The sequence below is a fragment of the Bacillus cereus group sp. BfR-BA-01383 genome, assembly GCF_022663495.1.
Classification (GTDB): domain Bacteria; phylum Bacillota; class Bacilli; order Bacillales; family Bacillaceae_G; genus Bacillus_A; species Bacillus_A cereus_AU.
This window is the reverse complement of record NZ_JAKUFP010000027.1, coordinates 35,516-58,588: the sequence shown is the minus strand read 5'-3', so window position 1 is coordinate 58,588 and position 23,073 is coordinate 35,516. Positions and strand designations below refer to the sequence as shown.

Genomic DNA, 23,073 nt, shown 5'->3' with positions numbered 1-23,073 from the left:
GCGTTTTCTGGTTATTCGTAGTTCTAGTCCAGAATAATTTTTCTCCTATTAAAGGACAGCAGGTACGACTGCTCGTCCTTTTTTACTTATACTGCGTACTTTCCTTTTTGGTAGCCTCGAACAACATTGCTCACGCTGCACCCCTTTTCCCATTCTGCAAACCTTTGTAACCAAGCTTCCCAACATTCTTTTTGTGTAGCTTCTTGCTGCTTTGCTACCTCACAAGTACACCCCTCAATCGTTACCATCCCAGGATAAATTTCTTTATGAACTACGCCAGTGTTACTGCATGTTATGCACATTTTCTTCACTCCTTTTCACGATAATCATCGCCTTCTACAGCGATTAAGTAATGTTTGCTCATTCCGAATAATCGACTCTTGGCTGCATAACCAATCTTTTCAGGTAATGTTTCATCATCTTCATTAGAGCTGTATAAAATCGGCAAATTATGACGATACCGATAATCTATGATTTGATAGTAGAGGTTCTCTTTCGCTTCTGACCATTTTGACTTCCCTAAGTCATCCCAGATGAGGACCTCTACCTGTTTTGCGTGATTTAACAATCGATTAAATTCTTTTTTTTCATCATTCATCATCTTGGCTGCAATCAGATCATCCATGAATGTTCCGTCTGAAATAAGCAATACACTATATCCTTGCTTCATGAGATACTTTGCTGCAGCTACTTGAAGATGTGTTTTACCAAGCCCGAAGCTATTGTGTTCTCTCTTCGCTTGCGCGCGCTTTGTTGGCTCTAGTTGTTTAATCCGAAGCTCTCCAAATGTCGCGATGAAACCCAGGCTATTTTGTTTTGTTTCCTTGATCTCTTTGAAGTTCTGCAAGTATTTTCCCATCGTGCTATACAAAAGCTTTTGTTCTTCTGTTTCTCGTTTGTATGAATCAAACCGAGCATCTGTAAATTCTTCTGGAATCATTGCATTTTTTAACCTGCGTTCTAATACTCGCTGTGCTTTACACTCGCAATCCTTTTGCATAGCCACTCGCATTCCATACTGATTCACTTCTTCGTAAAAAATCACTTCCGAATCATGACACTTTAAACATCTATACTCGTTTAATGAAGGTTGGCATGTTTCGCTCTCGACTTGCAATTTCTTCCTCATAATTTCTGCTCGTGCCATAACCTCTGCCAGTTCGTTTCCGATGTGTTGCATTATCTACACCACCTCTTTGGTTTTTATAATCCTCATCAAGCTTGATTACATCTGCCATTGTTTTCACGCTGCTTTTTTGCCAGTTGATCAAAATTTTTCGAATATACGCCCATCTTGGAGCATTTTCATCGATTGCTTTATCAACTGCTCTATTTACTAATTCACTACCAAACGAATCACAAAACTCCCCTAACTCCTGCTCTGCAATTACACTTAATGGAATGTTATTTTTCATTAGGTGTTCTAAGCTATTTTTAAGCTGTGGATCAATTAACAGATGATGGTTATCATCATCATCTATATTTGTAGTAATCTCTGTAGTAATCTTTGTATTTGTCCTTACTTCTAAGTTAGGAGGGTCGTTACTTTGAAGTAAGGAGGGTGGTGATTTTGAAGTAAGAAGGGTGTTTACTTCTAAGTAACCAGGATCTTCATTTACTTGTTGATACATGGTAGATATCTTCTTAATTTCTGATGCTACTGGCTCGACAAACATCACATTATTTAAAACTTTTCCATCTACATGGATAGTACGAAATTCAATATTTATAAGGATCATGTCTGTTAGTAAATCACACGCTCTCTTCACTTGTAACTTTGTAAAACCAAAAGTATCAGCTAACTGTTGATAATTCTTTTGTAATTTATCAGCCTTAAACTTTTTCTTATAAGTGACTTTCCCATTTATTTCATCACGTATAATTGTTGGTCTATACCAATAAACAATTTCACTTAAAACCATAATGGCTACAATATGTGGTTTCCCGTTACTAAAAGTAATGTAATTAAACCATTCATGATCTACCACATTTCCCTTTAGGTTCAAACCTCCAATTTCAGATACAGCATTACTCATGCCGTTTACCCCCTTGTGCAAATCGCGATGTAAGACTCATTTTCCTTAATGGCTTTCTCTATCCGATAACCTGGATAACCAGTTTGTATATAACGTGCAATCGACTGTTTCAATTCATCTTTTGATTGTGCTCTCTCCCACAACTTGCGAGAGAGCAGCACCTTCGACTTGTTATTCACCTTCAATCACAAATTCTGCTTGTCCGTCTCCTTCAGTTGACTGTTCCACTTCGATTGGATCAGCTTCAATGAATTCTGGTTCTTCCGTGATATCTTTACGAACCACATCGTCATGCTGCGCTTGTGACTGAACTTCAATACTGATTGGTAAGTACTTAAACATGTAACGAACCACTGTTTTCTTTGCCATTTCCTCATAATCTGTCTTCCACGGGCTATAGTTCGAATTAGCGGAAGCTGAACGACCTCGGCGCTTTTCAATTTCACTCTTCGGCATAAATTCCATTTGGTGCCCACCATCCTTGAAATGAGCTACTGCATACGCTCCAATAAACTCACCGCGATTACCGAATGATGGTTTGTGCTTCAGCTGAGGGTGTAAGCCTAATTCGTATTCGAACTCATCATTTTCATACACCGCATGTGCGTAAATACTTTGTATGTGGCCAGAACGTCTTGCTAAATCGATCATCCCTTTATATCCGATAATGAAAGTCGCTTCACTTTTATAAGGTAAGATATAGCAATGTCCTAGTAATCCAGGCTCAAGCCCTAATTGTACTGCTGACATCACAGCCCCCATCAACGACGGTACGCTGCATTCAAGTAATTTAGGATTTGTACGAATTGTTGTAAGAGCAATCCGACTCATACGGTCCATATCCATATGCTTTGGTAATACCTCAGCCATTTTAGGACCCATTTTCTTCATATATGCTTCTACTGTTTGTTCCGGAGTTGCTGGTACGCTCGCTTTACGATTTGCTAATTGATTTTTCACATCTTTGTTCGTTGCCATTGTTTATTTCCTCCCTTGTTTAACCGTGAATTTTCTTGATTTAGATTCTTTAGCATACTGCTCATATAAATCAGGGTGTTCCGCTTTAAATCGCTTGCTATCAAAACGTTTCGTGCTGTAAGTCTTCCAATAAATTTTGTAGTTCTCAGTTCCACCCGCTTCATTCATGCCGAGTTTTTCTTTAATTTCGTTTTCATACTCTGCCTTTTGTTCTTGCAGCACTTTGATTTCTCTATCAACTTGTTCTCGCGCTTCAATCAGAAGTTCTTCTTGTTTACCTAAACTTACAAAGCTATCTGCGATTGATTCTGGATATAAATGTTTAAGTAATTCTGTTGATGCATCCGAGCCATCAAACATCGGTGGCTCATTCTTCTCAACATTGTTGAACCAAAAGTCTTTTTCAATATCGATAAGGTACTGAATCAATTCCTCATCACGTTCGATTTTTTTATGAACAAACTTATTACCGCCAATCAGTACTGCAATCCACCATGCTTCATATCCTGTTACAGCCATATAATGTTGACACTGGAGAAGATAAGCCGCTGGTACTTCTTCACCTTCCCACTCTTTTTTTAAATATTCCGATGCTATTTTGCATTCAAGACCAATCTTCTCACCTACAATCAATCGGTCTACATTCGCGAGCATCCACGGATATTCAGGATGCTGTAAAATTGCGTTTCTGCGTTGCACCTTTAAATCCGTACGTTTTGCAAACTCATTCGCAACTACCTCTTCCAAAACGTTACCGAAATATGCCGCTTCACTTTGTATATCTTCTTTTTCAATCGCTTGTGTTTTTTCAAAAAATACTTGAACCGCTGATTTCCATTTATTTAAACCTGCGATAGCAGAAACATCTGAACCACCAATACCTTGTGTACGTGCTTGTAGCCACTGAGCGTGGTCCATGTTGAGTGTATTAACCAATACTTTTGCTTGCATGTTCTATTCACTCGCTTCCTGTGATATACTAGCTCTGACTTATTTTTCAAAGGGAACCCATTGCTGTGGGTTCTTTTTTATTCCCCTGCAACAAACCTCGTTGCGTGCCGCTCTAAAAACTTTTCAGCACAATCTTCACAAATTAAATTTCCTTCGAATTCGTAATACGTCATTCCAAAGTACATTTCACCTCCACAATCGCTGCAATAATGTTCGAAATCTTGTTGGCATGAATCGTGATGATTCCCTATTACGATTGGATTTTCCATAATTCAACTCACCTCCTCACAAAGGGTTATATAATGGGCACGTTCAACAACTGATGCATCAATTCCCTGGCTTCTTAACTGCTCAATGATTCCGAGAATGTTTTTACGATCCCTTTCACGTTCTATATCATGCTTTTCTTTCGCTCGATATAGTGCTGCAACTTCCCTTCTTGCTAGTCGCGCTTCTTTAATCCATGTACAAAATGCGATTGGATCATGTTGTTTTAACGCTTTGATTTGCATCGTTTCACAACACTTTAAGAACTCATCTAACACTTGTTTTTTTTGCATGTCTTTTGGTAGAACCGGTGCTGTAATGCTCATATTCTCTTCACCTTCCTTAATTGATTATTTTCTTGCTTTAACCGTTCGTTCTCGTTGATAAGTTTTTCAATAAAAGTACCTAATAGCGCTCCGCCACCTACGAATGACACGATAACCACCGCTACTATACAAAGACTGAATGTACTTTCAATCAACGTCATGGTCCTCCTTTTGCGCTTCCAAATCTTTTTGTAAGAAGAGTAACTTGCGCCCTTCTCGGATAACTGGAAACTGTGGATGCTTCGCTAATTCATACATTCTGCAAACTGCAATGTTGAGATAAGCAGCCGCTTCTTTTACTCGCATGACTTTGTTTGGTTGTGCTTGTTTCTGAAATTCAGCTAACGCTGCTCTAATCTCTTCTCTCACAACTTCACGAATAATTTCTTTTAACGATTCCTCTAAGTTCATACATACACCCCTACATCATTTTTGTATTTCCTGCTTGTTGTTCAATCCACTCATAAAATTTATGAGTAATGATCATCCACCGCTTCCCTTCTCTAAATGCTGGAAAGTCATCGTTTTTGACAATTTCGTACATTCTGTTCTTACCAACACCCAGAATCTCCATCGCTCCTTCTAAAGTAAGTAAAGGTTTTTGATTGTTTACTTGCGACTGTTGGCTTTGAAGAATTTCTATTAAAGGTTGGATTGCTTTTGTCACTGCTTGTTGTATTTGCTCCTCAATACTCATTTGCTTCCCTCATTCCCTTGAATATGTGTTTTTTCACAATCTAAATTTTGTATTAGTTCCAGTAACTCTTGAACCGCGTCTTCTTTCTTATAATTCGGATCGTTCTCTAATGCGTAGGTAATATCCATTAGTTTCATTTGAAGATGTATAACGCGATACAATTCTTGGATTTGATTCATAATATTAGCTCTCCTTTCGTAAATAAGTGTTACTTTACAAACTCGCTTTCCATTTCTTCTATAACGGATTCCGTTAGTTTATCGTCAAAAAAAATAGATATTGGTACATTTAAAGCGCCCGATATTTTCTTTAATCTTTCTACATCTAAACGAACATCTTTGTTTACAATATGTCTATATCCTTGAAGAGATAAACCAGTTTTATTTGCTATAAAAGTCTTAGTAACCCTTCTTGCCTTTCGAATCTTTTCTACATTTTCTATAACTAATATCTTAAACACCACCTTAAATAACGTTATCCGTTACATTTAATATACTAACGATTTCCGTTATATTCAATTTCTTTTTTTATTATTTTCTCAAATTCCGTTAGTCATGTATCGAAATCCGTTAATTTTAGTTAAAATTAATGTATTGGTGTGTTACTAACTAACTTATACAGTTATTCATATACAAAGCATAGAGAGGTGAACTATCTTGAAAAATGGAATTGGAGAAAGAATTCGCGAGGGAAGAAAACGAATAAATAAGACTCAAAAAGAATTAGCTATTCACATGAAAGTATCACCTCAAGTAATTTCCAACTGGGAAAGAGAGTACACATATCCTGACCCTGATGACATAGTTGTTTTATCAAACATTTTAGGTTGTTCAACACATTTTATAATTACTGGTGAGGAAGAAGCGATACCCACTTCTTCAACAAATGAAAAGCACTATGATTCCCTTAACGAAATTTCTAGGCATGTCAAACAACTTGGTATAAACGACATGGGATTCTTTGATATAGAAAAGTGGAAAAACCTCTCTCCAGAGGATGTGGAAATGATTAAACGTCATTTTGATATGGTTGTAGAATTAGCGGAAAAACGTAGAAAATAAAAAATATAAATGGAAGTTTTAATGAATTTTATACTAATCAATAAAAGCCCACTTCACGGGCTTTTATTTTTACAGTAAAATAAGAACAAACGTTCCTATTTTTAACAATGAGGTGAAATTCATGGACTGGTCGTATCACACTACCCTACTAGAAGATTGGATAACTACATTTTATCAACAGCTTGGAATTTTAAAGCCAAGTGACTTATGTATTGAAAAAATCGCTCAACACTGTAATATCATACTTTTAATAGAAGGCATTGACTCATACTACATAGCAAATAGTTATTTAAAAATGATTGTTATTGATTCACGCTTATCTAAAGAAAAACAAAAGGAAGTATTTTTCCATGAATTATGCCATATTTTACGCCACACTGGCATACAAGGGATTATGCCTACTGCTTTTCGCGAATTGCAAGAATGGGATGCAGTACGTTTTACCAAATATGCAGCTATCCCCTTCCATATGCTAAAATATATTAATCCTGCAAAGGATACTATGGTCGCTGATATGTCTGAAGTGTTTCAAGTTACTCCTGAATTATGTAAGCAGCGTCTTACACAAATTCAAAGGAAAATACAAATCAAGGAGTGTTTAGCATGAAAGGGCATATTCGAAAAAGAGGAACAAAGTGGTCAATAATCATTGATATCGGTCCTGATCCAGAGACAGGGAAACGAAGACAGAAATGGTTTTCTGGGTATAAAACAAAAAAAGAAGCACAAGCCGACATGGCTAAAAGAATCGTAGAAATAGAAGAAGGCTCATATATTGAGCCCACAAAAATGAGAGTACGTGAGTTTTTTCTTCAATACCTTGAAGCAAGAAAGATAAATCTTCGAGAAACCACGTACTACAACTATCGAAAACATATTAACAATCATATTATACCAAAGCTCGGAAACATTCCAATGCAAAAATTAAAAGGTGTAAATCTTGAAAAGTTCTACAGTGATTTATCAGAATCTATGAGACCTGTCACGGTTCGCAGTATTCATCAAATTGTACGAACAGCTTTAGCATATGCCGTACGTCATGAGATTGTAAAAAGGAATGTTGCTGACGTAATTAGCCCTCCTACTGCTGGTGCCGATGCAAAAACGGTAAATACATGGACAGAGGAAGAAGTTCTTCGCTTTTTAGAACACGCTAAAGAAAGCCGTTATTACATTGCTTATCTTCTCGCAATTACATGTGGAATGCGCAAAGGTGAAATTTTAGGACTTCAATGGAAGGATATTGATTTTGACAGACGGACCTTATCTGTTAATCGTTCCCTCTCGCATATTACCAAAGAGTTTCATGAACCTAAAACATCTTCAGGAAAGAGATTAATTGTTTTGCCTGAAATTACTCTGCTGGCTCTTCAAGAACATTTTCAAAAAATAATAGAAGAAAAAGAACGTTATGGCGATGGATATAATAATTATGATTTGGTTTGCCCAATCTATAATGGTAACCCATGCAATTTCAGAAGTTTGACACAGCTCTGGAAAAAGCTTATAAAGAAAAGTGGGGTTCCTGATATTCGATTCCACGATCTAAGACATACCCATGCAACCTTAATGTTGAAACAAGGTATCCATCCTAAGATTGTTAGTGAACGATTAGGACATAAAAGAGTAGGCATCACATTAGATACCTACTCACATGTCGTACCAGGCCTACAAGAAAAAGCGGTCGAAGATTTTGCAAACAATCTATTTCAAAAACACTAATGTTTGCAAAATGTTTGCAATTACGGATTTTGCATAAAAATACTAGCTTATCCGTGTGACATTGAGAGGAGTCAAAAACATGAGAGAAATCAAGTCTGACAAGGAATTCAAAGACATCATCGCAAGCGAGGAGCCAGTAGTTGTTAAGTTCTTTACTACATGGTGCCCAGATTGTGTGCGTATGGACAACTTTATTGGAGATGTAATGGAAGAGTTCAATAAATTTGAATGGTATTCTATTAATAAAGATGAGTTTCCAAGTATTGCTGAAGAATATCAAGTTATGGGGATCCCAAGCTTACTTGTTTATCAAAATGGCGAAAAGCTAGGCCACTTACATAGTGCTAACGCAAAAACTGAAGAGCAAGTTACTGAGTTTTTAGAAGCATACTAAAAACCGAAAAAACCTCTGATAATTTTTCAGAGGTTTTTTAATTTGTTTTCGAAATGTTCTTTGTATTCGTTTCTCTATGGCAATTGAACATAATAATACTTTTCTCCTCTCCTTATCCAAGAAATTATTTTTATCATTCCTTTTATATAAGTCCCACAAAGAATTGCAAACGATCATTTTGTGAAAAATATATATGAAAGGAATTATGCGAATCATTATTCTCGCCACCTTTCCCTATACCATAATCTTCGTTAATTGCTTAACAACTTTCCGCTTTGTACTTTTCAACATTTTTTTCCTTAACGAAACTTTGTTATCCCCTTCTTAAAAAGCTATAAAACGTCAACAATGTTTGTATAGACCCACACGAGTTTCGTTTGATACTCTATTTATAGAAAGAAATTCCTTTAAAGAAAGGTGAGTGATTAAATTGGATACTCTTTCTCATAAAGAAGCTGATAAAGGTGCTATTGTCAGCATTATGGCCTACATATTTTTATCCTCTATGAAAATTATCATCAGTTATATTACCCTCTCTAGCGCATTGCGTGCTGATGGTTTGAATAATTTAACGGATATTGGTGCTTCTTTAGCAATATTAATTGGTCTAAAAATTTCTCGTAAGCCTCGCGATCCAGACCATCCATATGGGCATTCTCGTGCAGAACAAATCGCATCACTTGTTGCTTCTTTTATTATGGCGACTGTCGGATTAGAAGTTATTGTTAGTGCCATTCAATCATTTTTAAATCCGAAACAAGCAGCGCCTAATGTACTCGCTGCGTGGGTTGCTTTATTTTCTGCTGTCGTTATGTACTGTGTGTATTTGTATACGAAAAAGATTGCAGCGCGAACAAAAAGTAAATCCTTAGAAGCCGCTGCTAAGGATAATTTATCAGATGCCCTCGTAAGTATTGGTACAGTAGTAGGTATTGTCGGTTCGCAGTTCCAAATGCCTATTTTAGATCCTATTGCCGCTTTAATTGTCGGCCTTATTATTTGTAAAACTGCATGGGAGATTTTCGTAGAAGCTTCTCATATGTTAACGGATGGAATCGATCCAGATAAGATGGAAGAGTACGCTGATGCTATTGAACATATTGGTGGCGTGGAAAACATCGTAGATATTCGCGCTCGTATGTACGGGAATCAAACGTACGTTGATATTACAATCGAGGTAGATGCTCGTATGGATGTTGGTGAAAGTCATTGTATTACTGACAACATCGAGGCTATGCTTCGGAAAAAGTTTGGCATTTACCATGCACACATTCATGTTGAACCAATGGAAAAAGAACCTATTATGACATAGGTTCTTTTTTAATGAACGTTTTATGAAATATAACACATAAAACGAGCCAGCTACCACCAGCTGCCCATCCTGCTAATATGTCAGATGGATAGTGAACGCCAAGATAAATTCTGCTAACTGAAATAGATAATACAACAAAGCTAGCTATAAAAATAATCAACAATTTTTTATGCAATGTAATACGTTCTTCTGTAATTGTGACGTATGCAATAAATCCTAAAAAAGCAGTAGCATTCATCGTATGACCGCTCGGAAAACTATATCCAGTTGCAGTAACAAGCTGCGTTACATCAGGCCTTGCCCGTTCGTACCATAGTTTAAGCATACTGTTCAAATAACGAGATCCGTAGTAATTAATTGTTAGAAGTAATGCACTAAGCAATTTCTTTCTAACGAGAAAATACATTACGAGAATAATGAGTAATGGAAAATATATTCTTTTGGAACCGATAAAAGACGCCCAGGTAAAATAGGCTGTCAAATAATCATTTCGAAAGCTTTGAATAAAGTGTGCGACTATATTGTCAAATTTCTCAATACAAGCGGTATGATACGAAAGTGATAATACGACAAAACAAATGAGCAACGTAAAACTTAACAAGTATAAATGTCGATATCGTTTCACATACATAACCTCACTATGCAAAAAAATGGAGCAGTTGTTTTAGTTTTCCTCTCCATTTCTTTTTTATGCATAGTTTATTAAAAAAGATAATTGTTAATTTTTTGCTTCATCGTCGGAATGTCTTCACTCGTGACAGTAAAGCGAATAGTTTTCTCGTCAAGATCAAGTGCTTCTGCAAATAAACCTGCTAATCCACGAGATTTTCTATCTACTTCCATAATAATTTCTAGTCGGTCGTAAGCACCTGGCAAGATTAATAATTCTAATTCATCTAATTCCCCATAATATTCTCCAGAAACTGGAGTGAACTCAAATTCTTGTGCGAATGGAACTCGCTTGCGTAATCGATGCGGTAATTCTTCACATTCTATATGACGTGCTTTAAAACCTAATTGATTTACACTATCTAATACACTATTTAACAGTGCATTTGGCAACACTTGAATGTAATCACGATCACTTGGATCTATACTACGTTTAATATCAAGCCCTGTATGTACCCAAACCGTTTTCATACCAAGTGTAAGCGGAGCTTCAACTGGCATTTTAAATGAAAATGGAATTTCCATCTTTTCATTCGGCTCTACAGAAAAAGGTTCTGTTAAACGAACTCGCTCCAAATCATACGTTGCTGTTACTTTTTTATCATCCACTTCTCGTACATACGATGTCGACAACGTTAAATAAATGCTTTCAATTTGTTGGCTAACTGAACCTCCAGTTATATGAACCTTACCTACTATATCTTCTCCAACTATATACTCATCTTTGTCAAGAACAGTATCAACTTTTGCACTACCAATACCAACGCTTGCTAAAAATTTTTGAAACATGAAGTCTCCATCCTTTCTAAAGTAAAAGCTACATCTTTTTTTAAATCTTGTACATTCTCATAGTACGGTGTTTTTATTTGTAACATTCGCATAAGCATTTCACGATTATAATTTTCCAAAGTTAATTCTTCATACCATGGTTTTTCATGTTTTTCAGTAGATTCATATCCTGCATATAATAAAAATAACGAGAAATGACCAAGAGCATAAAAATCACTTCGAAAGTGAACTTCTCGCATCAAAGCTTGTTCGCCTTCATAAGTTGTAGCTCGCTCATCACCCTTACCTTTAAATTTAGCCAAACCAAAATCAATAATACTAATTTGATTTTCTTTCAATAATATGTTCGGAATACGTAAATCTCGGTGAATAATACCTTTACTATGAAAAACCGAAACAATTCCTAATATTTCATATAAAATTTCAAACACTTCACGTTCTGTATATATATGCCCCTCTAAGAAAATATAATCTTCGAAATTTTTACCAGGCATATACTCCATCACAAAAAAGCTCTTTTTCTCCCATATGAAACCATCATACAGACTAGGAATTGCATGATGATTTAATGTTTGTAAAATCATTTTCTCCTGTTCAAATGATCTTCTACCAAACTCGTATCTTTGTTTACTTTGTCTTAATTGTTTTAAGACTTTATATCTATTTATTTGCAAATCATTAACAACATATGTAACTCCATAACTCCCCATTCCAATTACTGATTCAATTTTATAACGTTCTGCAACAATTGTATTTTTTCGCAGTGGTCTATCAAATATAGCTAGTACACGACGCCATTTCATCAGCTACTTGAAAAGAAGCTACGGCTTTTACGTTTTCTTTTATAATGATGATGCCCATAATCAGAAGAACGTCGCTTATAATCACTACTTGAATAAGAGTGCCCTCTTCGGCGATAATCACTACTCGAGTACGAACGATATTTTTTCTTTCCTAATAAAGAATCAATAATTTTTTTGAACATCCCTTCACCTCTTGCGTAAAATTTTCTTTTAATTATACCAATAATTACCGACTATGTTTGTGACAAGTTTGTAAAGAGTAAAAAACGACGAGTTAAGCCCGCCGTTACTTTCATTCTTCCTCTTCATCAAAAACTTCATCAATCATACATTTCTCTAATAAATACTCGAATGTAATATCTGCAAGGTCCTCGATTTCTTCTCGTTTTGGAACGTACCCTCTTTCAATTAGTCGCTCATAAAAAAACTCCGCAATCTCTTCCGTATCAATTACGACTTCAATTTCCTTCATGAGCATCACTCCTTTATTTCTGTTTTATGAAAAAATCTCAAAATTATGTATATGAGATTAGAAAAATAGTTTTTATTTTTTATAGGTCATATCATTTGGACGAGGTGCATACGATTGTAGTACAAGCTATTCAAAGGGGGAAATAACAATGGAACACCAATACGAAGTAGAGCAAACAAAAGAAGAGTTCATGCATGAAGATAAATGGGCAGACTCTCTTATCAAATGGCTTTTTATTTTTTTAATAATTGTAGGCATACCTTATACTGCATATGTTGTTGTTCAATTTATTCTCTCTTTCTAGTTAACTATTTTTTCTCTGTCAATTTAACTAAATAATTATGAACAACATCCATAACAATTTTATATTCTTCATCTTTAAATGTATCGAATAATAATTGATAATCGTTATAAATATCAAGTAACCCATCAATGATTTCTTGACGATTTGTCTTAACACTCACTTTTTTCGAGTTATTAATTGACTTCAATTTTCCTAAATCCAATTTATTCATTCCAGCTTTATCTTGTTTCATTTTCTTCAAAATCGCATTTGCAGTTTGAGCATTGGCAAGCAACGTTAAATCTGATTCATCCGCTTCTAACCATTCACCATCCGTAATTCGTGACAATTCATATATAGTATCTTCCCATGCATCATTTTTATATCTCCATACTTCTGTACGAAAGCCAACAATACGAAAAACATCTTTATCATATCCAGTTACTTGCACAAGATCACCAAAAGTGAAATGATAATTTAATTCAATCCACTCCGTGTCACCTTTTTTCATATCTTGCTCTGAAACGTGCTGCAATGTTTGCTCTACATAAAATCCATCGTGATTATTTACTTCGTATACGTAAGCTCCATCTAAAACCTTCATATTTATGAAATTTATTTTTTACTACACTCACAAAATACCTATTTGAGGGTGTTTTTCTCAATTTATAAATTCAAATAAAAAAAATAACCCATACAGCGAAATATGTATGAGTTATTTTGAAGATGTTTTATTTATACGATTATTATTTGATTTTTTTAAGGAGTCTATATCAATCTCTTCAGACAATTTAAGTAAATTCTCTGCAATAAGTTTTAAATTTGGTTTATTAATATGTCTGACATTAATTTTCATTCGGCCTCTCACCTCGACGATATACTATGCAGGGCGTTTTGTCTGTGTTCTTTGTCCCTATCGTTTTTTTATCGTGAGAATGAAAAATGTAAATCAAAAAACTAAAAAACATAAAAAAAGCCTCCCATAAGGGAAGCTTCTTCATAATCTTTGTTATTTAGTTTATTTTAGGTCGCCTTGTTTAACTAATTGTGATGAGATTTCTTCACCGAAGTTATTTGAAACGAACTTTCTCTCGGATGCCAAATCTAAAACTCCCGTGGCTTTACCAACGGAACCGCCTTGCAGTTTCCAAAAGTAGTTATGATCTGATACAACTAGACTGTGGTTTCCATCCACCCATCTTTCAGCAATTGCTAAAAGTTCTGCTTTCTTTTCAAAGTTGCTGACATTTAAGATGTCTCTTACTCTCTCTGCATTCTTTCTAGACATTGGGATAACTCCCCATTTTTTTTCAGCTATTACTTTTTGGTGAGTCATGTGGTGCATTGCTGTAATAACTTCTTCTTCACTAGAACTTTCATTAATAGGAAGATTCATGAAAACACCTTCAATTGGTGCGGTGATTGATTCTTTTTCTTCTTCTTCTTTTGGAGCTTCTTTATATTCACTCATATCTTTTTCTTTGCTTACTTTCTTGTCTGCGGAATTGGTTGCAAAATGTAATAGTCCAAGAGTTACGCCAATTGTAAGAACAACTAACCCTATGATTGATCCTAACCAAATTAATATTTTCTTTTTCATATTCACTTCTCCTGTTCAATTTTAATATAGAACTATAAGAATATTATATCAAAAATTCCTTTTTATGGATACAAAACCTTACATTCACTTTATATTTCTATTGTTTTGTACATAGTAAAAAATCACCCCGTTATGCTAAAATTTAAGCATTACGAGGTGATTTTTATACTAAATTCAACTTTTAATTATATTATGTATTTCGTTAATAGTTTCTGAGGATTTTTCATTTGGTGTCCCTGTTATGACCCTTTTATTTACAAATGAATACTCAAATCCAGCCTCATATACATTTCCATTAATCTTGTAGTTTTCTTTATGATAAGGCTTTCGGAAAGTTCCAATTGCCACTAATATAATTTCACTAACTTCTTCATTAATTAGTAAATTTCTTATACATTCAAATGATGATCCATTCGTAAAGTAATCATCAAGCACACATATTTTCTTTCCCTTTAACTTACCCTTATATTTAGGATTTAAATGAATTGTGTCTAAATGTCTTTGACACCCTTCTTTAATTCTATCTTCTGGTTTCATAGATGTAGATTTTTTAGCTGGTTTATGGCGTATAAACAATTCTTCACTTCTTCTATTTTTCATCAAATATCTGGTTTGTTTGACAATATCATATATATTATTTTCATTTGATCCAGTAGACGATGGTACACTCATCCAATAATAAACATCATCAAACTCTTCCATGCCTATAATCATTGTCAAATAATGAAAATAAACAGCGTATTTATAATCTTCAATTCCATATTTAAGAGTTTCTTTATACTTCTTAATCATCTCAGCTTCATTTTCCACAGCAAAATACTTATTTGCATTTGACACAGCAATTAATCTTGTCTTTTCATCTATTGGAAAATCATAAAAAATTTCATTATTTAAGTTTAATATATCAATACATTGAATAATTTGATTGAAGTTTTTAAGCTTAAATCCATATTTTTGGATTTTTTCATCAACATTTTCCACCCAGCCAGGATTTATCAACATTATTTTATTATTGGCAGCTATACGTATATCTTCTTCAACTGCACCAACCAACATAATGTCTTTATTACTCGTGAGAACTTTTCCCGATAATTTTCCACGAGGCCCATATTTTATTTTTTCCGGGTTAGGAAGAGTATCATCAATTATATCTTTATACTTTTGATTGCTTCGTGACACCAAAACGACTTGAATTTCCTTTTCCTTAATCGATTCCATTAATTCAAAGATTTCTTCTCTAATTCCATCATCTTCATCAAAAAAGGCATTTCTTGAAATCAATAGATTAAACATTAGCTTTCCCCTCCAACATTTAAGTCAATAGCTTGATATTTTTTTATATAATTAATAACTTCTTCATTTAATAACGATGAATCATAATAAATCTTTTTATTAAATTCATGCCCTTTTCGAACTGTATTTAATGTACCGCTTTTTATAGAAGCTTCAATAACTAAAATTTCGTTGCTCATTTTTGCAACTATCGAATTTCTTTCGATAAAGTTAGACTTATATGTATTTTCAAATGGCCCTGTGATTGATATTGCTAACCCTTTATTATTTATAATTCCATTAAATAACTCTTTATTTTCAGCAGGATAAATCTTTTCAAATGAAGTTGGTAGTACTGCAATTGTCTTCCCGCTATATCTTAATGTTTCCTGATGCACTATAGTATCAATACCTTTTGCCAATCCGCTAACTGTAATCCACCCTCGATCCAGATAACCTTTAACATATTCCATTGTTTTAATTTCTGCCTTATTTGTTGCTTTCCTAGTCCCAATTATCGACACTTTTTGTATAGTATTATATAAAAGTTCTAAATTTCCATAGCAATAGAGAAATAATGGTTCATTTTCTTCAACAAATAAATGCTTTGGGTAACCCTCATACAAGCTACAATAAATTTTAATGTTTTTTCTTTTGTATTCTTTCATCTTTTCGGTAAACTCATCGGAAAACTTAACCAAAGAATTGAAATCTTGAGAAATTTCCTTCTCCTTTGTTGTATAAATATCAAAATATTTGTTATGAAAGGGATGATTTTCATTAAAAATAACTTCTAAAATAGCCTCTTCATTTTGATAAATTATTTTTAATGTCTTATCAGTAAAACCAAATTGTTTTAATAATAAAAGAATACTCCGTACATTCTCTTTTGCCAAAAAATCCTCCCCTCCCTTTGAATTTCTTCCTTTCGCATTACAAAATCGTAAAACGAATCCTTTCTCTCTATTATAATAAAATAGAATTGAAAGTGATACTTATTTTATAGATTAGTCATATGTAATCTCTTTCATTCAAGAATAACCGATTTCTATTTCAATTTGTAATAAAGGATAGTCGATTGATCTGTGAGACAAGAAAAAGGCAAAAAAATAAGAAGACCATATCCTCAATAATAGATATGGTCTTCTTAAAACTGTTTGGCTTGTTGAATTTTCTTGAGAGCTTTAGGATTTTCTTTATGTCGTTCTTCCATAGCCTCAATATATTTCTCATACTGTATATGAACTTGTTCTTCAATTTTTAAAACCCAAATCAAAGGATCAATAACTTCTTTTTCTTCTATAATCCTTTTGAACAATTTAATGTTAGGCTTAACTTTCCAATTATGAATTTGAAAATTATCTTCAGTTAAATTTTCTTCTAAACTCATTTATACTTTCCTCCAATTAAGTTTTGCAGGAATTCAGATGGACCCATTTTATCTTCATTCTTATCAATCTTCAAACGCATTGATGCATCTAATCCAAGAACTTTGAAGCTTTCTAACACTTTCGCCTGAGCTTTCATAGAAATTGAAACTGCTGGATGTTCCTTCTTACCATGTAAACCATCAAGAATGAATCCTTCTTCCATCAAAGTCTTTTGGCAGTTTTGTAATGTCCAAAGATTAAAAGCAAGAGCTTCAATCACTGGTTGGTCTGTTGGATTCAATTTATCTATTTTCTGTAATTCCTCGACAACAAATTCAAAAGAAATTTTGGCTGTTTCGTTAAAATATTCTGGTGCCTGCATATCTCAATACTCCCTTTACATTTTTTTACATAAAAATAGTTTTTATTAAAAATTTCAAGGTGTGAAAACGGCACTCCCACCGTTATTATACGTATTTAAACGTTTTTTTCTAAAAAGGTAGGCGATACTCCAAATGTTTTCCACGCTTTCAATAACATATAAAATAAATCATTTAATTAAAATGAATTAAACTAAAACATAACTATTCTTATGAACAAATCTATAACTAACTTCATCTAATCCCATTGATCTCAGCATTAGATTCGTTCTACAATGAACATCCCTAAGATAGAAGTTCTTCTTCTTTTCTGCTATCTCTGTGACGTAATGCTTAACGATTACTTCAGCTACCACGAATCGAAATGTATTCTCATCTAATCCCTCTCTAATTAACTGTAAACATTGTAGTTTCTCTTTCATCTTATTACTCCTTTCTTATCCATTCATTACAGTAACTCACCACCAACAAATACACGATGCATATCCAATATTCCTGCGAATGTATATAAGACTTCATTAGCACTCTTATTTGTTTGTATTTCTCGTCTTTCATACCAATGTGAAGCTAATGCTAAACAAGGTATTGTCAGTTCTTCAGGTAGTTCGTCAAACTCGGTGAACTTCTTATTCAAATACGATTGAATGAAGCTCTTAGATGCCACTATAATAAGCTCTATTAATTGGTCATCATCCGTATGATCTACTCTTAAATAATTCTTTGCGAATACTAAATCAATATCTGTTACTTTAATCATCAGCTGACAACCTCTCTCCATCTTTTATAAATAAGCAGAAAGACTAAGTGTAGGCGCTCTCAGTCTTCATACAGTTATTTATCAGTAACCTTTAAAGCTCCATTACCTTGTAAGCTAATACTGTAAGTAACTAAATCATCATATGGCATATCTAAACTGAAATCTGTAATCGTACAGTTTCCACGATATTTAGCACCTGATGGAAATTCTAAATATACATTTACATTCTCTGAATCTAAGAATGCTTTCTCTAAGATTGCATATGCTTCATCTGATTCAACGAAAGCACCATCTGCATCAATAGACCACTCTTTAAATCCTTGAAGGCTCTCTTTCCAGTTTCCTTCAGTGTCCTTAGATGTAGCATCAATACTTTCAGCACTACGACTTAATGAAGCATTACGCTGTCCTGCTAAGACTTTACCAGTCGTTGCATCTTCAATATATAGCTTTACTTTCATACCTGAAATTTTTTTAGTCATGTTCAATTCCCTCTTTACTTTTTATCAAATAAAAAAAAGAGAGTCGAATTAACGACCCTCAAATTTACAAAATTTCACACAAATATAATTAAGCTGAAACCACGTTTAAACGAGCGATTGCTTGTGGATTTGTTACAGCACCGTCCATGTATGCATCCGCAACTAATAATCGGCTACCACGCAAAGCATTAGTAGTATCAACAACATTAAGAATTGACATTTCTTTCTTTACAAGAATTGTGTAAGCTTCTGCAATGTCACCGAATACTGCTGGTGTTGTATCAGGAAGAGATTGTGTTACGTATACTGGAGCACCAAATAACGTATAAGTAATTACACCGTTCACAACGCCGTTTTGAAGGAATGGATGTCCGTTCTTGTCAGAAATCTTTGCAATAGCATTAAATAGATTTCGATTCATATAGAACGCTGATTTTGAAATAAAGTCAGGATGAATTGAAGTATATAAATCAAGAAGTGGACTCATATCAACCACACCTGCTGCTTCAACTGTCGCAATGTCAGTTTCACTTAAAATCCCTTTAAATTCTTTCTTTCCGTCTCCCACAAAGATTGCGTGCTCGGCAGTTTTAGAAAGACGACGTGACAGTAAATCTTGAGAGTAAGCAACAATATCAACGCCAGCGTCATTTGCTAATTGATTAGTTACTGTCATCCCCGCACCAAGTCGCTTTTGTTCCAATTTAACTTCTTCGAATTTCAACATTTCTTCTAGAATTGACTCCCCTTCTTCCCAGAAACCGCCAGTAATGCCATCATCTTCACGAGGCACTTTTAAAGAACCATAAACAGAGTGGATTTTACGAGCTTGAGCGAAGGCTGGTGATACTTCTTCCATCTTCTTAACAATTGTTCCAGAAACATTTTCAGGAATTAGTGCTGCTCCGTTTGATGTTGTTGTTAAAGCTCGAGATTCAGAATCTCCTCGTAAGTATTGTTCAAATGCCTTAATATCGTTTGAGCGTTTTTCCATTTTCATCATTGTATGATTACCTCTTTCGTTTTTTAGTTGTTCCATCGAGGGAACGTCGATTTCTTCAATTAAATTAATATCTCTTGCTGCAAGTGAGCTTTGAGAATATGCGGGATTACGTACTGCTGAAATTTCGAATAACTCGAGCTCTTCAATAGTTCGAATCATCATTCCACCTACTTGTTGCCAAGAATCTTTTAAGGCAGAAAATCCAAATGACATGTTACGAATAAGGCCATCAGAAATTAATTGATAGTAGTCCTTTCCATAACTTGTTGGACTGATTTTAGCTTCCATATATAACCCCTCTTCACTTTCACGAAGAGTAAGCGATTCATTTCTTGTGGAAGCAAGAACTTGCTTTGCATCGTGCTCAACAAGGAAGTCAATGTCCTTAGAGCGGTTCTCAATAGCTCGTTTAAATGCACCAGGAGCAATTTTCTCTCGAAACTTTTTAGCAGTTCCAAGAACTTCACTTAATGCACCAGGTTTATTAACGTAGCCAGACACAATTAAACCCTCACTGTTTGAAGTGAGGGCTACTTTACTACTTCTTAATTCCATTGCCTTCATTAGTTCTTTCTCCTTTGACCTGATTGTCTACGACTCCCATATTAGGAATAGTTAGTTCACCTGTTTTTGCATCTTTTAACACGTTACCAAGTGACAATGTATAATAATCTTTTTCAATCTTCGGCATATCAAGTTTCGCTCTTGCTTCATTAAATGAAATAAGGCCATTTGATAAAGCTTCAGAAACGGTTTTAATCTTTTCTGATTCTGTTGTTCTAAGAATCTCTGATGTGTCGAAACGGAAGTAATAGCCAAGTTGTTGTTCTGTCTCGTTTAACATCTCATTATCTAAAGCGCTTTCAATAGCTGTGATAATTGGAGACAGAGTTCCTTTAAGATACTGAGCTCCATTTTGTTCTAAGCTGTTATATTTGTTAGCTGAACTGTTAATCATACTTTCAGGAATGTTAAATAACCTTGCAATCTCTGAAATAATCGTTTTATGACTATCTGTAAGTTGCATTTCATCAGGCTTCATTGAAAGAGGAACGAATTCCATACCTTCTTCTAAGATGATGGTTCGTCCTGAACGAGAAGCGCCTTGATATAAACTATTCCAGCTCTCTCGTAATCGATTAATTACAGTTTCAGTTAGCCTCGAAGTCGACTTTAAAACTCCTGTTGGAACAGCTGAGTTAGTAAGCAACGCTAAAGAATACTCTATTTGCTGAGAAGCTTGTACAAGAATCTTTCCACCGTCCGCAAGAATTCCATTTGTTGCACTATCAATAACGATCACTTCTGACGGGTCTAACTCAACTTCAACTGCACCATTATAAGTAAATTCTTTACGACTGTATGTATAACCGTCGTCAGTGTAATGAGTCTCTTTCATACCGCTCGCTTCTAAATGATGAAGCTCACCATTTTTCTTACAAAGATAAGCTTTGCCATGTAATAAATAATCAGTAACAACTTTCTTTTTAATCGATTGAGCTGTTTGGAACTTATTACTTCTGTGATTAAGAATGTTTACTCTTGAATCTGATACTTTTTCAATACTCTTATCAATCTCATTTTCTACGTACAAATAGATTGGAAGCGTTGAAATAGAGTTACTAATTAATTCTACTGCTGCTTTAACAGAAGGAACTTTTAACGCTTCTTCTTCACTGATAATTGTTGCAGGCTTACCTGAATAAATTGCTGTAGAAAAAGAATTTTTGGAGTAATCTTTTTTATTTTTATTAAAGCTAAAGGGAAATGCCATCATATCGTTCCTTTCTTTGAAGTTGTTCTATAAAAGTTTCACACTTGTGAAAAACTAAAAAATCGTAAAAATAAAAAAGACGATACCGAAGTACCGCCTTAGTTCGAGGGTGGCTTAAGCCCTCTTTGTCCTCTTTTAAATCGTACAAAAAACACTTCTAGGTCGCTCGAGTTTAAAACCGTCATGGCGAACTCTAGATTTACTTGTATATATAAATAAACATTAGTAGTTTCCGCCACTAATATTCAATGATTGAAATTACTAAATAAAATTCTCAAAGAGACTACTTCAAACACTTTACTTAATAATCTTTAGAAGGAGGTGAGATCCAAAAGATCCTAAAGTTCGAATTAGGGAACCTTAAAAACTTAATGGATCTCTTAATGCAATTTACATGGTCATACTGATGCACCTTCCTGATTTTCCACATCAGGAGGAAACAAATATGGAAAACAAAAAAGAAGTATTAATTCTTACGAAATACTTCAATATAGATAGACAAAAATTGCTTACTTGTGCAACTTTTCACCTCTCTATTATTAATATATACTGCACAAAAATATTGTACGTAACATGACTATATTTTTTATATGTTTCCCATTTAAGCTGTTTGTTCTAATGTTTCTAAATCAAAAGGATTTTCTTCTCCTCTCCAAGTTTCTAATTGATCTTCTTCTCCCCTTCTTCCTATTACTACAAACTTATCCCAATCTCTTTCTAACGGGTTCCTTCCAATAACAGATTCTAAATTAGCCTCTCTCTTGACAGTTTTCATAAAGTTTTTTTCTTGCTCAGTCAAATGGCTTATTAAATAGCATTCTTCCTCGGTTCCTTCTTCTTCAAATGATAGACCAAGGTATTTTGCAAATGCTCTGTACACTTTTCCAGTAGGAACTTTTGATATTGCTTTCATGGGAACCGCTCCAAATTCTGTAACACACGATTGACGTGCTAATGAATTGGCTTCTTTTAAAATAAAAGGTATTCTATCTTTCAACATGTTACCGAACTCTAAATTCCAGCTTACATACTCCGAGTATTTTCTTTTAATAAAATTAAGCATTTCACGATATTCTTCTTCTTCAATTTCCTCTCGAATTTCGTTCTTTTTATTGACCTTATAATAAGTGTACTGATTTGGATCCATCCATTTTGATTCGATTTCACCGGTGGATAGGTCAATAACAAGTCTAGGCTTCAAAGCAATCTTTTTAGGGATCAATTTATACTTCTTGAATAGATTCATGTACTTTCCAACTGTGTGCTCTTCTAATCCGTCGGGAACATTGATACCAATGACCTCATTGTTAAATATCGTCCAATTGCCTTCTAAAAGAAGTTTTAAAAGCTGCTCAGCATTCTTTTCTCTAGGGAATGTAACTTCTTGTCCAGCAATCTTTTCGCATATACGAATAAATTCTGATTTCTGTTTCTCTTTATAATCAACAATTTCCAAACCGATTGTAGGACGTCCCTCTTTAACAACCTCATAAACATAATAGGGCTCAATATTTCTTCTGATTAATTTTGCTCGATTATTTTTCTTTGTAAATTGAATTTCTAGTAAATCTTCCAACTCTCTCCATGAATAAAATTTAGTTTCCAACATTGTGAATGTCCCTCTCGATATTTTTTATTAGAATGGATTTAATATCTATAATTACCAAAGTATTCC

The 23,073-nt window shown here is 34.3% G+C and carries 36 protein-coding genes; 7 read left to right on the top strand and 29 right to left on the bottom strand.

Annotated elements, in window-relative coordinates:
* Positions 1–86 precede the first annotated feature (86 nt).
* The 12 genes from MR065_RS20450 to MR065_RS20395 form a co-directional block, all read right to left on the bottom strand.
* The gene (locus tag MR065_RS20450; RefSeq protein WP_242214925.1) at positions 87–302 is read right to left on the bottom strand and encodes a hypothetical protein; all 216 of its coding nucleotides are present in this window, start codon (positions 300–302) and stop codon (positions 87–89) included.
* A 5-nt stretch (positions 303–307) separates the two neighbouring features.
* Entirely contained in the window at positions 308–1,117 is an 810-nt protein-coding gene (locus tag MR065_RS20445; RefSeq protein WP_313895167.1) for an ATP-binding protein, read from the bottom strand.
* Complete coding sequence (locus tag MR065_RS20440) at positions 1,071–2,036, bottom strand: DnaD domain-containing protein (protein WP_242214924.1); 966 nt, start codon at positions 2,034–2,036, stop codon at positions 1,071–1,073. The genes MR065_RS20445 and MR065_RS20440 overlap by 47 nt, the downstream gene beginning before the upstream one ends.
* Positions 2,037–2,207: 171 nt before the next feature.
* A complete protein-coding gene (recT, locus tag MR065_RS20435) occupies positions 2,208–3,014 on the bottom strand; it encodes a recombination protein RecT (RefSeq protein ID WP_242214923.1) in 807 nt (268 codons plus the stop codon).
* Between the two features lie 3 nt (positions 3,015–3,017).
* Positions 3,018–3,965 (bottom strand): YqaJ viral recombinase family nuclease, encoded by a 948-nt coding sequence (locus MR065_RS20430; RefSeq protein ID WP_242214922.1) that lies wholly within the window; start codon positions 3,963–3,965, stop codon positions 3,018–3,020.
* 77 nt (positions 3,966–4,042) lie between these two features.
* Positions 4,043–4,237, bottom strand: a complete 195-nt coding sequence (locus tag MR065_RS20425) for a hypothetical protein (RefSeq protein WP_088058624.1) — start codon at positions 4,235–4,237, stop codon at positions 4,043–4,045.
* On the bottom strand, positions 4,238–4,558 hold the full coding sequence (locus MR065_RS20420) for a hypothetical protein (RefSeq protein WP_242214921.1): 321 nt from the start codon (positions 4,556–4,558) through the stop codon (positions 4,238–4,240).
* A complete protein-coding gene (locus MR065_RS20415; RefSeq protein WP_242214927.1) occupies positions 4,555–4,713 on the bottom strand; it encodes a hypothetical protein in 159 nt (52 codons plus the stop codon). Before MR065_RS20415 ends, MR065_RS20420 begins: the two co-directional genes overlap by 4 nt.
* Positions 4,706–4,969: a helix-turn-helix domain-containing protein gene (locus MR065_RS20410; RefSeq protein ID WP_242214920.1), complete on the bottom strand. Its 264-nt coding sequence runs from the start codon at positions 4,967–4,969 to the stop codon at positions 4,706–4,708. The genes MR065_RS20415 and MR065_RS20410 overlap by 8 nt, the downstream gene beginning before the upstream one ends.
* 10 nt (positions 4,970–4,979) lie before the next feature.
* The gene (locus MR065_RS20405) at positions 4,980–5,255 is read right to left on the bottom strand and encodes a helix-turn-helix domain-containing protein (RefSeq protein WP_242214919.1); all 276 of its coding nucleotides are present in this window, start codon (positions 5,253–5,255) and stop codon (positions 4,980–4,982) included.
* Positions 5,252–5,434, bottom strand: coding sequence for a hypothetical protein (locus MR065_RS20400; protein ID WP_242214917.1), 183 nt, complete (start codon positions 5,432–5,434; stop codon positions 5,252–5,254). Before MR065_RS20400 ends, MR065_RS20405 begins: the two co-directional genes overlap by 4 nt.
* 29 nt (positions 5,435–5,463) lie before the next feature.
* Entirely contained in the window at positions 5,464–5,715 is a 252-nt protein-coding gene (locus MR065_RS20395) for a helix-turn-helix domain-containing protein (RefSeq protein WP_242214916.1), read from the bottom strand.
* 196 nt (positions 5,716–5,911) lie between these two features.
* Here MR065_RS20395 and MR065_RS20390 point away from each other — a divergent pair, with 196 nt between their 5' ends.
* From MR065_RS20390 to MR065_RS20370, 5 genes are all read left to right on the top strand, one after another.
* Entirely contained in the window at positions 5,912–6,316 is a 405-nt protein-coding gene (locus MR065_RS20390; RefSeq protein WP_242214914.1) for a helix-turn-helix domain-containing protein, read from the top strand.
* A 121-nt stretch (positions 6,317–6,437) separates the two neighbouring features.
* Positions 6,438–6,923, top strand: coding sequence for an ImmA/IrrE family metallo-endopeptidase (locus MR065_RS20385; RefSeq protein ID WP_242214913.1), 486 nt, complete (start codon positions 6,438–6,440; stop codon positions 6,921–6,923).
* Positions 6,920–8,038, top strand: a complete 1,119-nt coding sequence (locus MR065_RS20380) for a site-specific integrase (RefSeq protein WP_242214911.1) — start codon at positions 6,920–6,922, stop codon at positions 8,036–8,038. The genes MR065_RS20385 and MR065_RS20380 overlap by 4 nt, the downstream gene beginning before the upstream one ends.
* Positions 8,039–8,117: 79 nt before the next feature.
* Complete coding sequence (locus MR065_RS20375; RefSeq protein ID WP_001206934.1) at positions 8,118–8,432, top strand: thioredoxin family protein; 315 nt, start codon at positions 8,118–8,120, stop codon at positions 8,430–8,432.
* A 430-nt stretch (positions 8,433–8,862) separates the two neighbouring features.
* Complete coding sequence (locus MR065_RS20370; protein ID WP_242214909.1) at positions 8,863–9,744, top strand: cation diffusion facilitator family transporter; 882 nt, start codon at positions 8,863–8,865, stop codon at positions 9,742–9,744.
* Here MR065_RS20370 and MR065_RS20365 read toward each other — a convergent pair.
* From MR065_RS20365 to MR065_RS20345, 5 genes are all read right to left on the bottom strand, one after another.
* A complete protein-coding gene (locus MR065_RS20365) occupies positions 9,734–10,369 on the bottom strand; it encodes a phosphatase PAP2 family protein (RefSeq protein ID WP_141436552.1) in 636 nt (211 codons plus the stop codon). The genes MR065_RS20370 and MR065_RS20365 overlap by 11 nt on opposite strands.
* 77 nt (positions 10,370–10,446) lie before the next feature.
* Positions 10,447–11,202 carry a sporulation protein gene (locus MR065_RS20360; RefSeq protein WP_242214908.1) on the bottom strand — a complete coding sequence of 252 codons (756 nt, stop codon included), beginning with the start codon at positions 11,200–11,202 and terminating at the stop codon, positions 10,447–10,449.
* Positions 11,184–12,005, bottom strand: coding sequence for a serine/threonine protein kinase (locus tag MR065_RS20355; RefSeq protein ID WP_242214907.1), 822 nt, complete (start codon positions 12,003–12,005; stop codon positions 11,184–11,186). Before MR065_RS20355 ends, MR065_RS20360 begins: the two co-directional genes overlap by 19 nt.
* Positions 12,005–12,187 carry a hypothetical protein gene (locus tag MR065_RS20350; RefSeq protein ID WP_141436551.1) on the bottom strand — a complete coding sequence of 61 codons (183 nt, stop codon included), beginning with the start codon at positions 12,185–12,187 and terminating at the stop codon, positions 12,005–12,007. Before MR065_RS20350 ends, MR065_RS20355 begins: the two co-directional genes overlap by 1 nt.
* Before the next feature lie 110 nt (positions 12,188–12,297).
* Positions 12,298–12,477 carry a YozD family protein gene (locus tag MR065_RS20345; protein ID WP_097906059.1) on the bottom strand — a complete coding sequence of 60 codons (180 nt, stop codon included), beginning with the start codon at positions 12,475–12,477 and terminating at the stop codon, positions 12,298–12,300.
* A 148-nt stretch (positions 12,478–12,625) separates the two neighbouring features.
* On the opposite strand from MR065_RS20345, the gene MR065_RS20340 reads away from it, so the two are divergent.
* A complete protein-coding gene (locus MR065_RS20340; protein WP_097906058.1) occupies positions 12,626–12,781 on the top strand; it encodes a DUF3930 family protein in 156 nt (51 codons plus the stop codon).
* 4 nt (positions 12,782–12,785) lie between these two features.
* Here the strand turns inward: MR065_RS20340 and MR065_RS20335 are convergent, their stop codons facing one another.
* The 11 genes from MR065_RS20335 to MR065_RS20285 all read right to left on the bottom strand — a co-directional run bounded on the left by MR065_RS20335 (position 12,786) and on the right by MR065_RS20285 (position 21,401).
* Positions 12,786–13,364 carry a hypothetical protein gene (locus MR065_RS20335; protein WP_242214906.1) on the bottom strand — a complete coding sequence of 193 codons (579 nt, stop codon included), beginning with the start codon at positions 13,362–13,364 and terminating at the stop codon, positions 12,786–12,788.
* 414 nt (positions 13,365–13,778) lie between these two features.
* Positions 13,779–14,360, bottom strand: coding sequence for a PRK06770 family protein (locus tag MR065_RS20330; RefSeq protein ID WP_242214905.1), 582 nt, complete (start codon positions 14,358–14,360; stop codon positions 13,779–13,781).
* 174 nt (positions 14,361–14,534) lie between these two features.
* Positions 14,535–15,653 (bottom strand): hypothetical protein, encoded by a 1,119-nt coding sequence (locus tag MR065_RS20325; protein WP_242214904.1) that lies wholly within the window; start codon positions 15,651–15,653, stop codon positions 14,535–14,537.
* On the bottom strand, positions 15,653–16,528 hold the full coding sequence (locus tag MR065_RS20320; protein ID WP_242214903.1) for a DNA-processing protein DprA: 876 nt from the start codon (positions 16,526–16,528) through the stop codon (positions 15,653–15,655). The genes MR065_RS20325 and MR065_RS20320 overlap by 1 nt, the downstream gene beginning before the upstream one ends.
* A 251-nt stretch (positions 16,529–16,779) precedes the next feature.
* Complete coding sequence (locus MR065_RS20315) at positions 16,780–17,022, bottom strand: hypothetical protein (protein WP_242214902.1); 243 nt, start codon at positions 17,020–17,022, stop codon at positions 16,780–16,782.
* Positions 17,019–17,384 carry a phage terminase small subunit P27 family gene (locus tag MR065_RS20310; protein ID WP_098558644.1) on the bottom strand — a complete coding sequence of 122 codons (366 nt, stop codon included), beginning with the start codon at positions 17,382–17,384 and terminating at the stop codon, positions 17,019–17,021. The genes MR065_RS20315 and MR065_RS20310 overlap by 4 nt, the downstream gene beginning before the upstream one ends.
* Positions 17,385–17,570: 186 nt before the next feature.
* Positions 17,571–17,804, bottom strand: a complete 234-nt coding sequence (locus tag MR065_RS20305; protein ID WP_242214901.1) for a hypothetical protein — start codon at positions 17,802–17,804, stop codon at positions 17,571–17,573.
* A gap of 26 nt (positions 17,805–17,830) precedes the next feature.
* Positions 17,831–18,139, bottom strand: coding sequence for a head-tail connector protein (locus MR065_RS20300; RefSeq protein WP_098782058.1), 309 nt, complete (start codon positions 18,137–18,139; stop codon positions 17,831–17,833).
* Between the two features lie 74 nt (positions 18,140–18,213).
* Positions 18,214–18,621: a phage major tail protein, TP901-1 family gene (locus MR065_RS20295; RefSeq protein WP_098488383.1), complete on the bottom strand. Its 408-nt coding sequence runs from the start codon at positions 18,619–18,621 to the stop codon at positions 18,214–18,216.
* An 88-nt stretch (positions 18,622–18,709) separates the two neighbouring features.
* On the bottom strand, positions 18,710–20,188 hold the full coding sequence (locus tag MR065_RS20290) for a phage major capsid protein (RefSeq protein ID WP_242214900.1): 1,479 nt from the start codon (positions 20,186–20,188) through the stop codon (positions 18,710–18,712).
* The gene (locus MR065_RS20285; protein WP_242214899.1) at positions 20,163–21,401 is read right to left on the bottom strand and encodes a phage portal protein; all 1,239 of its coding nucleotides are present in this window, start codon (positions 21,399–21,401) and stop codon (positions 20,163–20,165) included. Before MR065_RS20285 ends, MR065_RS20290 begins: the two co-directional genes overlap by 26 nt.
* Positions 21,402–21,843: 442 nt before the next feature.
* On the opposite strand from MR065_RS20285, the gene MR065_RS27505 reads away from it, so the two are divergent.
* Positions 21,844–21,975: a hypothetical protein gene (locus MR065_RS27505; protein WP_277927488.1), complete on the top strand. Its 132-nt coding sequence runs from the start codon at positions 21,844–21,846 to the stop codon at positions 21,973–21,975.
* A gap of 24 nt (positions 21,976–21,999) precedes the next feature.
* On the opposite strand, the gene MR065_RS20280 is transcribed toward MR065_RS27505, so the two are convergent.
* Positions 22,000–23,007 carry a hypothetical protein gene (locus MR065_RS20280; protein WP_242214898.1) on the bottom strand — a complete coding sequence of 336 codons (1,008 nt, stop codon included), beginning with the start codon at positions 23,005–23,007 and terminating at the stop codon, positions 22,000–22,002.
* Between the last annotated feature and the right edge of the window lie 66 nt (positions 23,008–23,073).

Excerpts from the sequence above, each read along its gene's own strand:
- MR065_RS20450 (WP_242214925.1), bottom strand. The coding sequence starts at position 302 with ATGTGCATAACATGCAGTAACACTGGCGTAGTTCATAAAGAAATTTAT.
- MR065_RS20440 (WP_242214924.1), bottom strand. The coding sequence starts at position 2,036 with ATGAGTAATGCTGTATCTGAAATTGGAGGTTTGAACCTAAAGGGAAAT.
- recT (WP_242214923.1), bottom strand. The coding sequence starts at position 3,014 with ATGGCAACGAACAAAGATGTGAAAAATCAATTAGCAAATCGTAAAGCG.
- MR065_RS20430 (WP_242214922.1), bottom strand. The coding sequence starts at position 3,965 with ATGCAAGCAAAAGTATTGGTTAATACACTCAACATGGACCACGCTCAG.
- MR065_RS20420 (WP_242214921.1), bottom strand. The coding sequence starts at position 4,558 with ATGAGCATTACAGCACCGGTTCTACCAAAAGACATGCAAAAAAAACAA.
- MR065_RS20410 (WP_242214920.1), bottom strand. The coding sequence starts at position 4,969 with ATGAACTTAGAGGAATCGTTAAAAGAAATTATTCGTGAAGTTGTGAGA.
- MR065_RS20405 (WP_242214919.1), bottom strand. The coding sequence starts at position 5,255 with ATGAGTATTGAGGAGCAAATACAACAAGCAGTGACAAAAGCAATCCAA.
- MR065_RS20400 (WP_242214917.1), bottom strand. The coding sequence starts at position 5,434 with ATGAATCAAATCCAAGAATTGTATCGCGTTATACATCTTCAAATGAAA.
- MR065_RS20385 (WP_242214913.1), top strand. The coding sequence starts at position 6,438 with ATGGACTGGTCGTATCACACTACCCTACTAGAAGATTGGATAACTACA.
- MR065_RS20380 (WP_242214911.1), top strand. The coding sequence starts at position 6,920 with ATGAAAGGGCATATTCGAAAAAGAGGAACAAAGTGGTCAATAATCATT.
- MR065_RS20375 (WP_001206934.1), top strand. The coding sequence starts at position 8,118 with ATGAGAGAAATCAAGTCTGACAAGGAATTCAAAGACATCATCGCAAGC.
- MR065_RS20360 (WP_242214908.1), bottom strand. The coding sequence starts at position 11,202 with ATGTTTCAAAAATTTTTAGCAAGCGTTGGTATTGGTAGTGCAAAAGTT.
- MR065_RS20355 (WP_242214907.1), bottom strand. The coding sequence starts at position 12,005 with ATGAAATGGCGTCGTGTACTAGCTATATTTGATAGACCACTGCGAAAA.
- MR065_RS20350 (WP_141436551.1), bottom strand. The coding sequence starts at position 12,187 with ATGTTCAAAAAAATTATTGATTCTTTATTAGGAAAGAAAAAATATCGT.
- MR065_RS20345 (WP_097906059.1), bottom strand. The coding sequence starts at position 12,477 with ATGAAGGAAATTGAAGTCGTAATTGATACGGAAGAGATTGCGGAGTTT.
- MR065_RS20340 (WP_097906058.1), top strand. The coding sequence starts at position 12,626 with ATGGAACACCAATACGAAGTAGAGCAAACAAAAGAAGAGTTCATGCAT.
- MR065_RS20335 (WP_242214906.1), bottom strand. The coding sequence starts at position 13,364 with ATGAAGGTTTTAGATGGAGCTTACGTATACGAAGTAAATAATCACGAT.
- MR065_RS20330 (WP_242214905.1), bottom strand. The coding sequence starts at position 14,360 with ATGAAAAAGAAAATATTAATTTGGTTAGGATCAATCATAGGGTTAGTT.
- MR065_RS20325 (WP_242214904.1), bottom strand. The coding sequence starts at position 15,653 with ATGTTTAATCTATTGATTTCAAGAAATGCCTTTTTTGATGAAGATGAT.
- MR065_RS20315 (WP_242214902.1), bottom strand. The coding sequence starts at position 17,022 with ATGAGTTTAGAAGAAAATTTAACTGAAGATAATTTTCAAATTCATAAT.
- MR065_RS20310 (WP_098558644.1), bottom strand. The coding sequence starts at position 17,384 with ATGCAGGCACCAGAATATTTTAACGAAACAGCCAAAATTTCTTTTGAA.
- MR065_RS20305 (WP_242214901.1), bottom strand. The coding sequence starts at position 17,804 with ATGAAAGAGAAACTACAATGTTTACAGTTAATTAGAGAGGGATTAGAT.
- MR065_RS20300 (WP_098782058.1), bottom strand. The coding sequence starts at position 18,139 with ATGATTAAAGTAACAGATATTGATTTAGTATTCGCAAAGAATTATTTA.
- MR065_RS20295 (WP_098488383.1), bottom strand. The coding sequence starts at position 18,621 with ATGACTAAAAAAATTTCAGGTATGAAAGTAAAGCTATATATTGAAGAT.
- MR065_RS20290 (WP_242214900.1), bottom strand. The coding sequence starts at position 20,188 with ATGAAGGCAATGGAATTAAGAAGTAGTAAAGTAGCCCTCACTTCAAAC.
- MR065_RS20285 (WP_242214899.1), bottom strand. The coding sequence starts at position 21,401 with ATGATGGCATTTCCCTTTAGCTTTAATAAAAATAAAAAAGATTACTCC.
- MR065_RS27505 (WP_277927488.1), top strand. The coding sequence starts at position 21,844 with ATGGAAAACAAAAAAGAAGTATTAATTCTTACGAAATACTTCAATATA.
- MR065_RS20280 (WP_242214898.1), bottom strand. The coding sequence starts at position 23,007 with ATGTTGGAAACTAAATTTTATTCATGGAGAGAGTTGGAAGATTTACTA.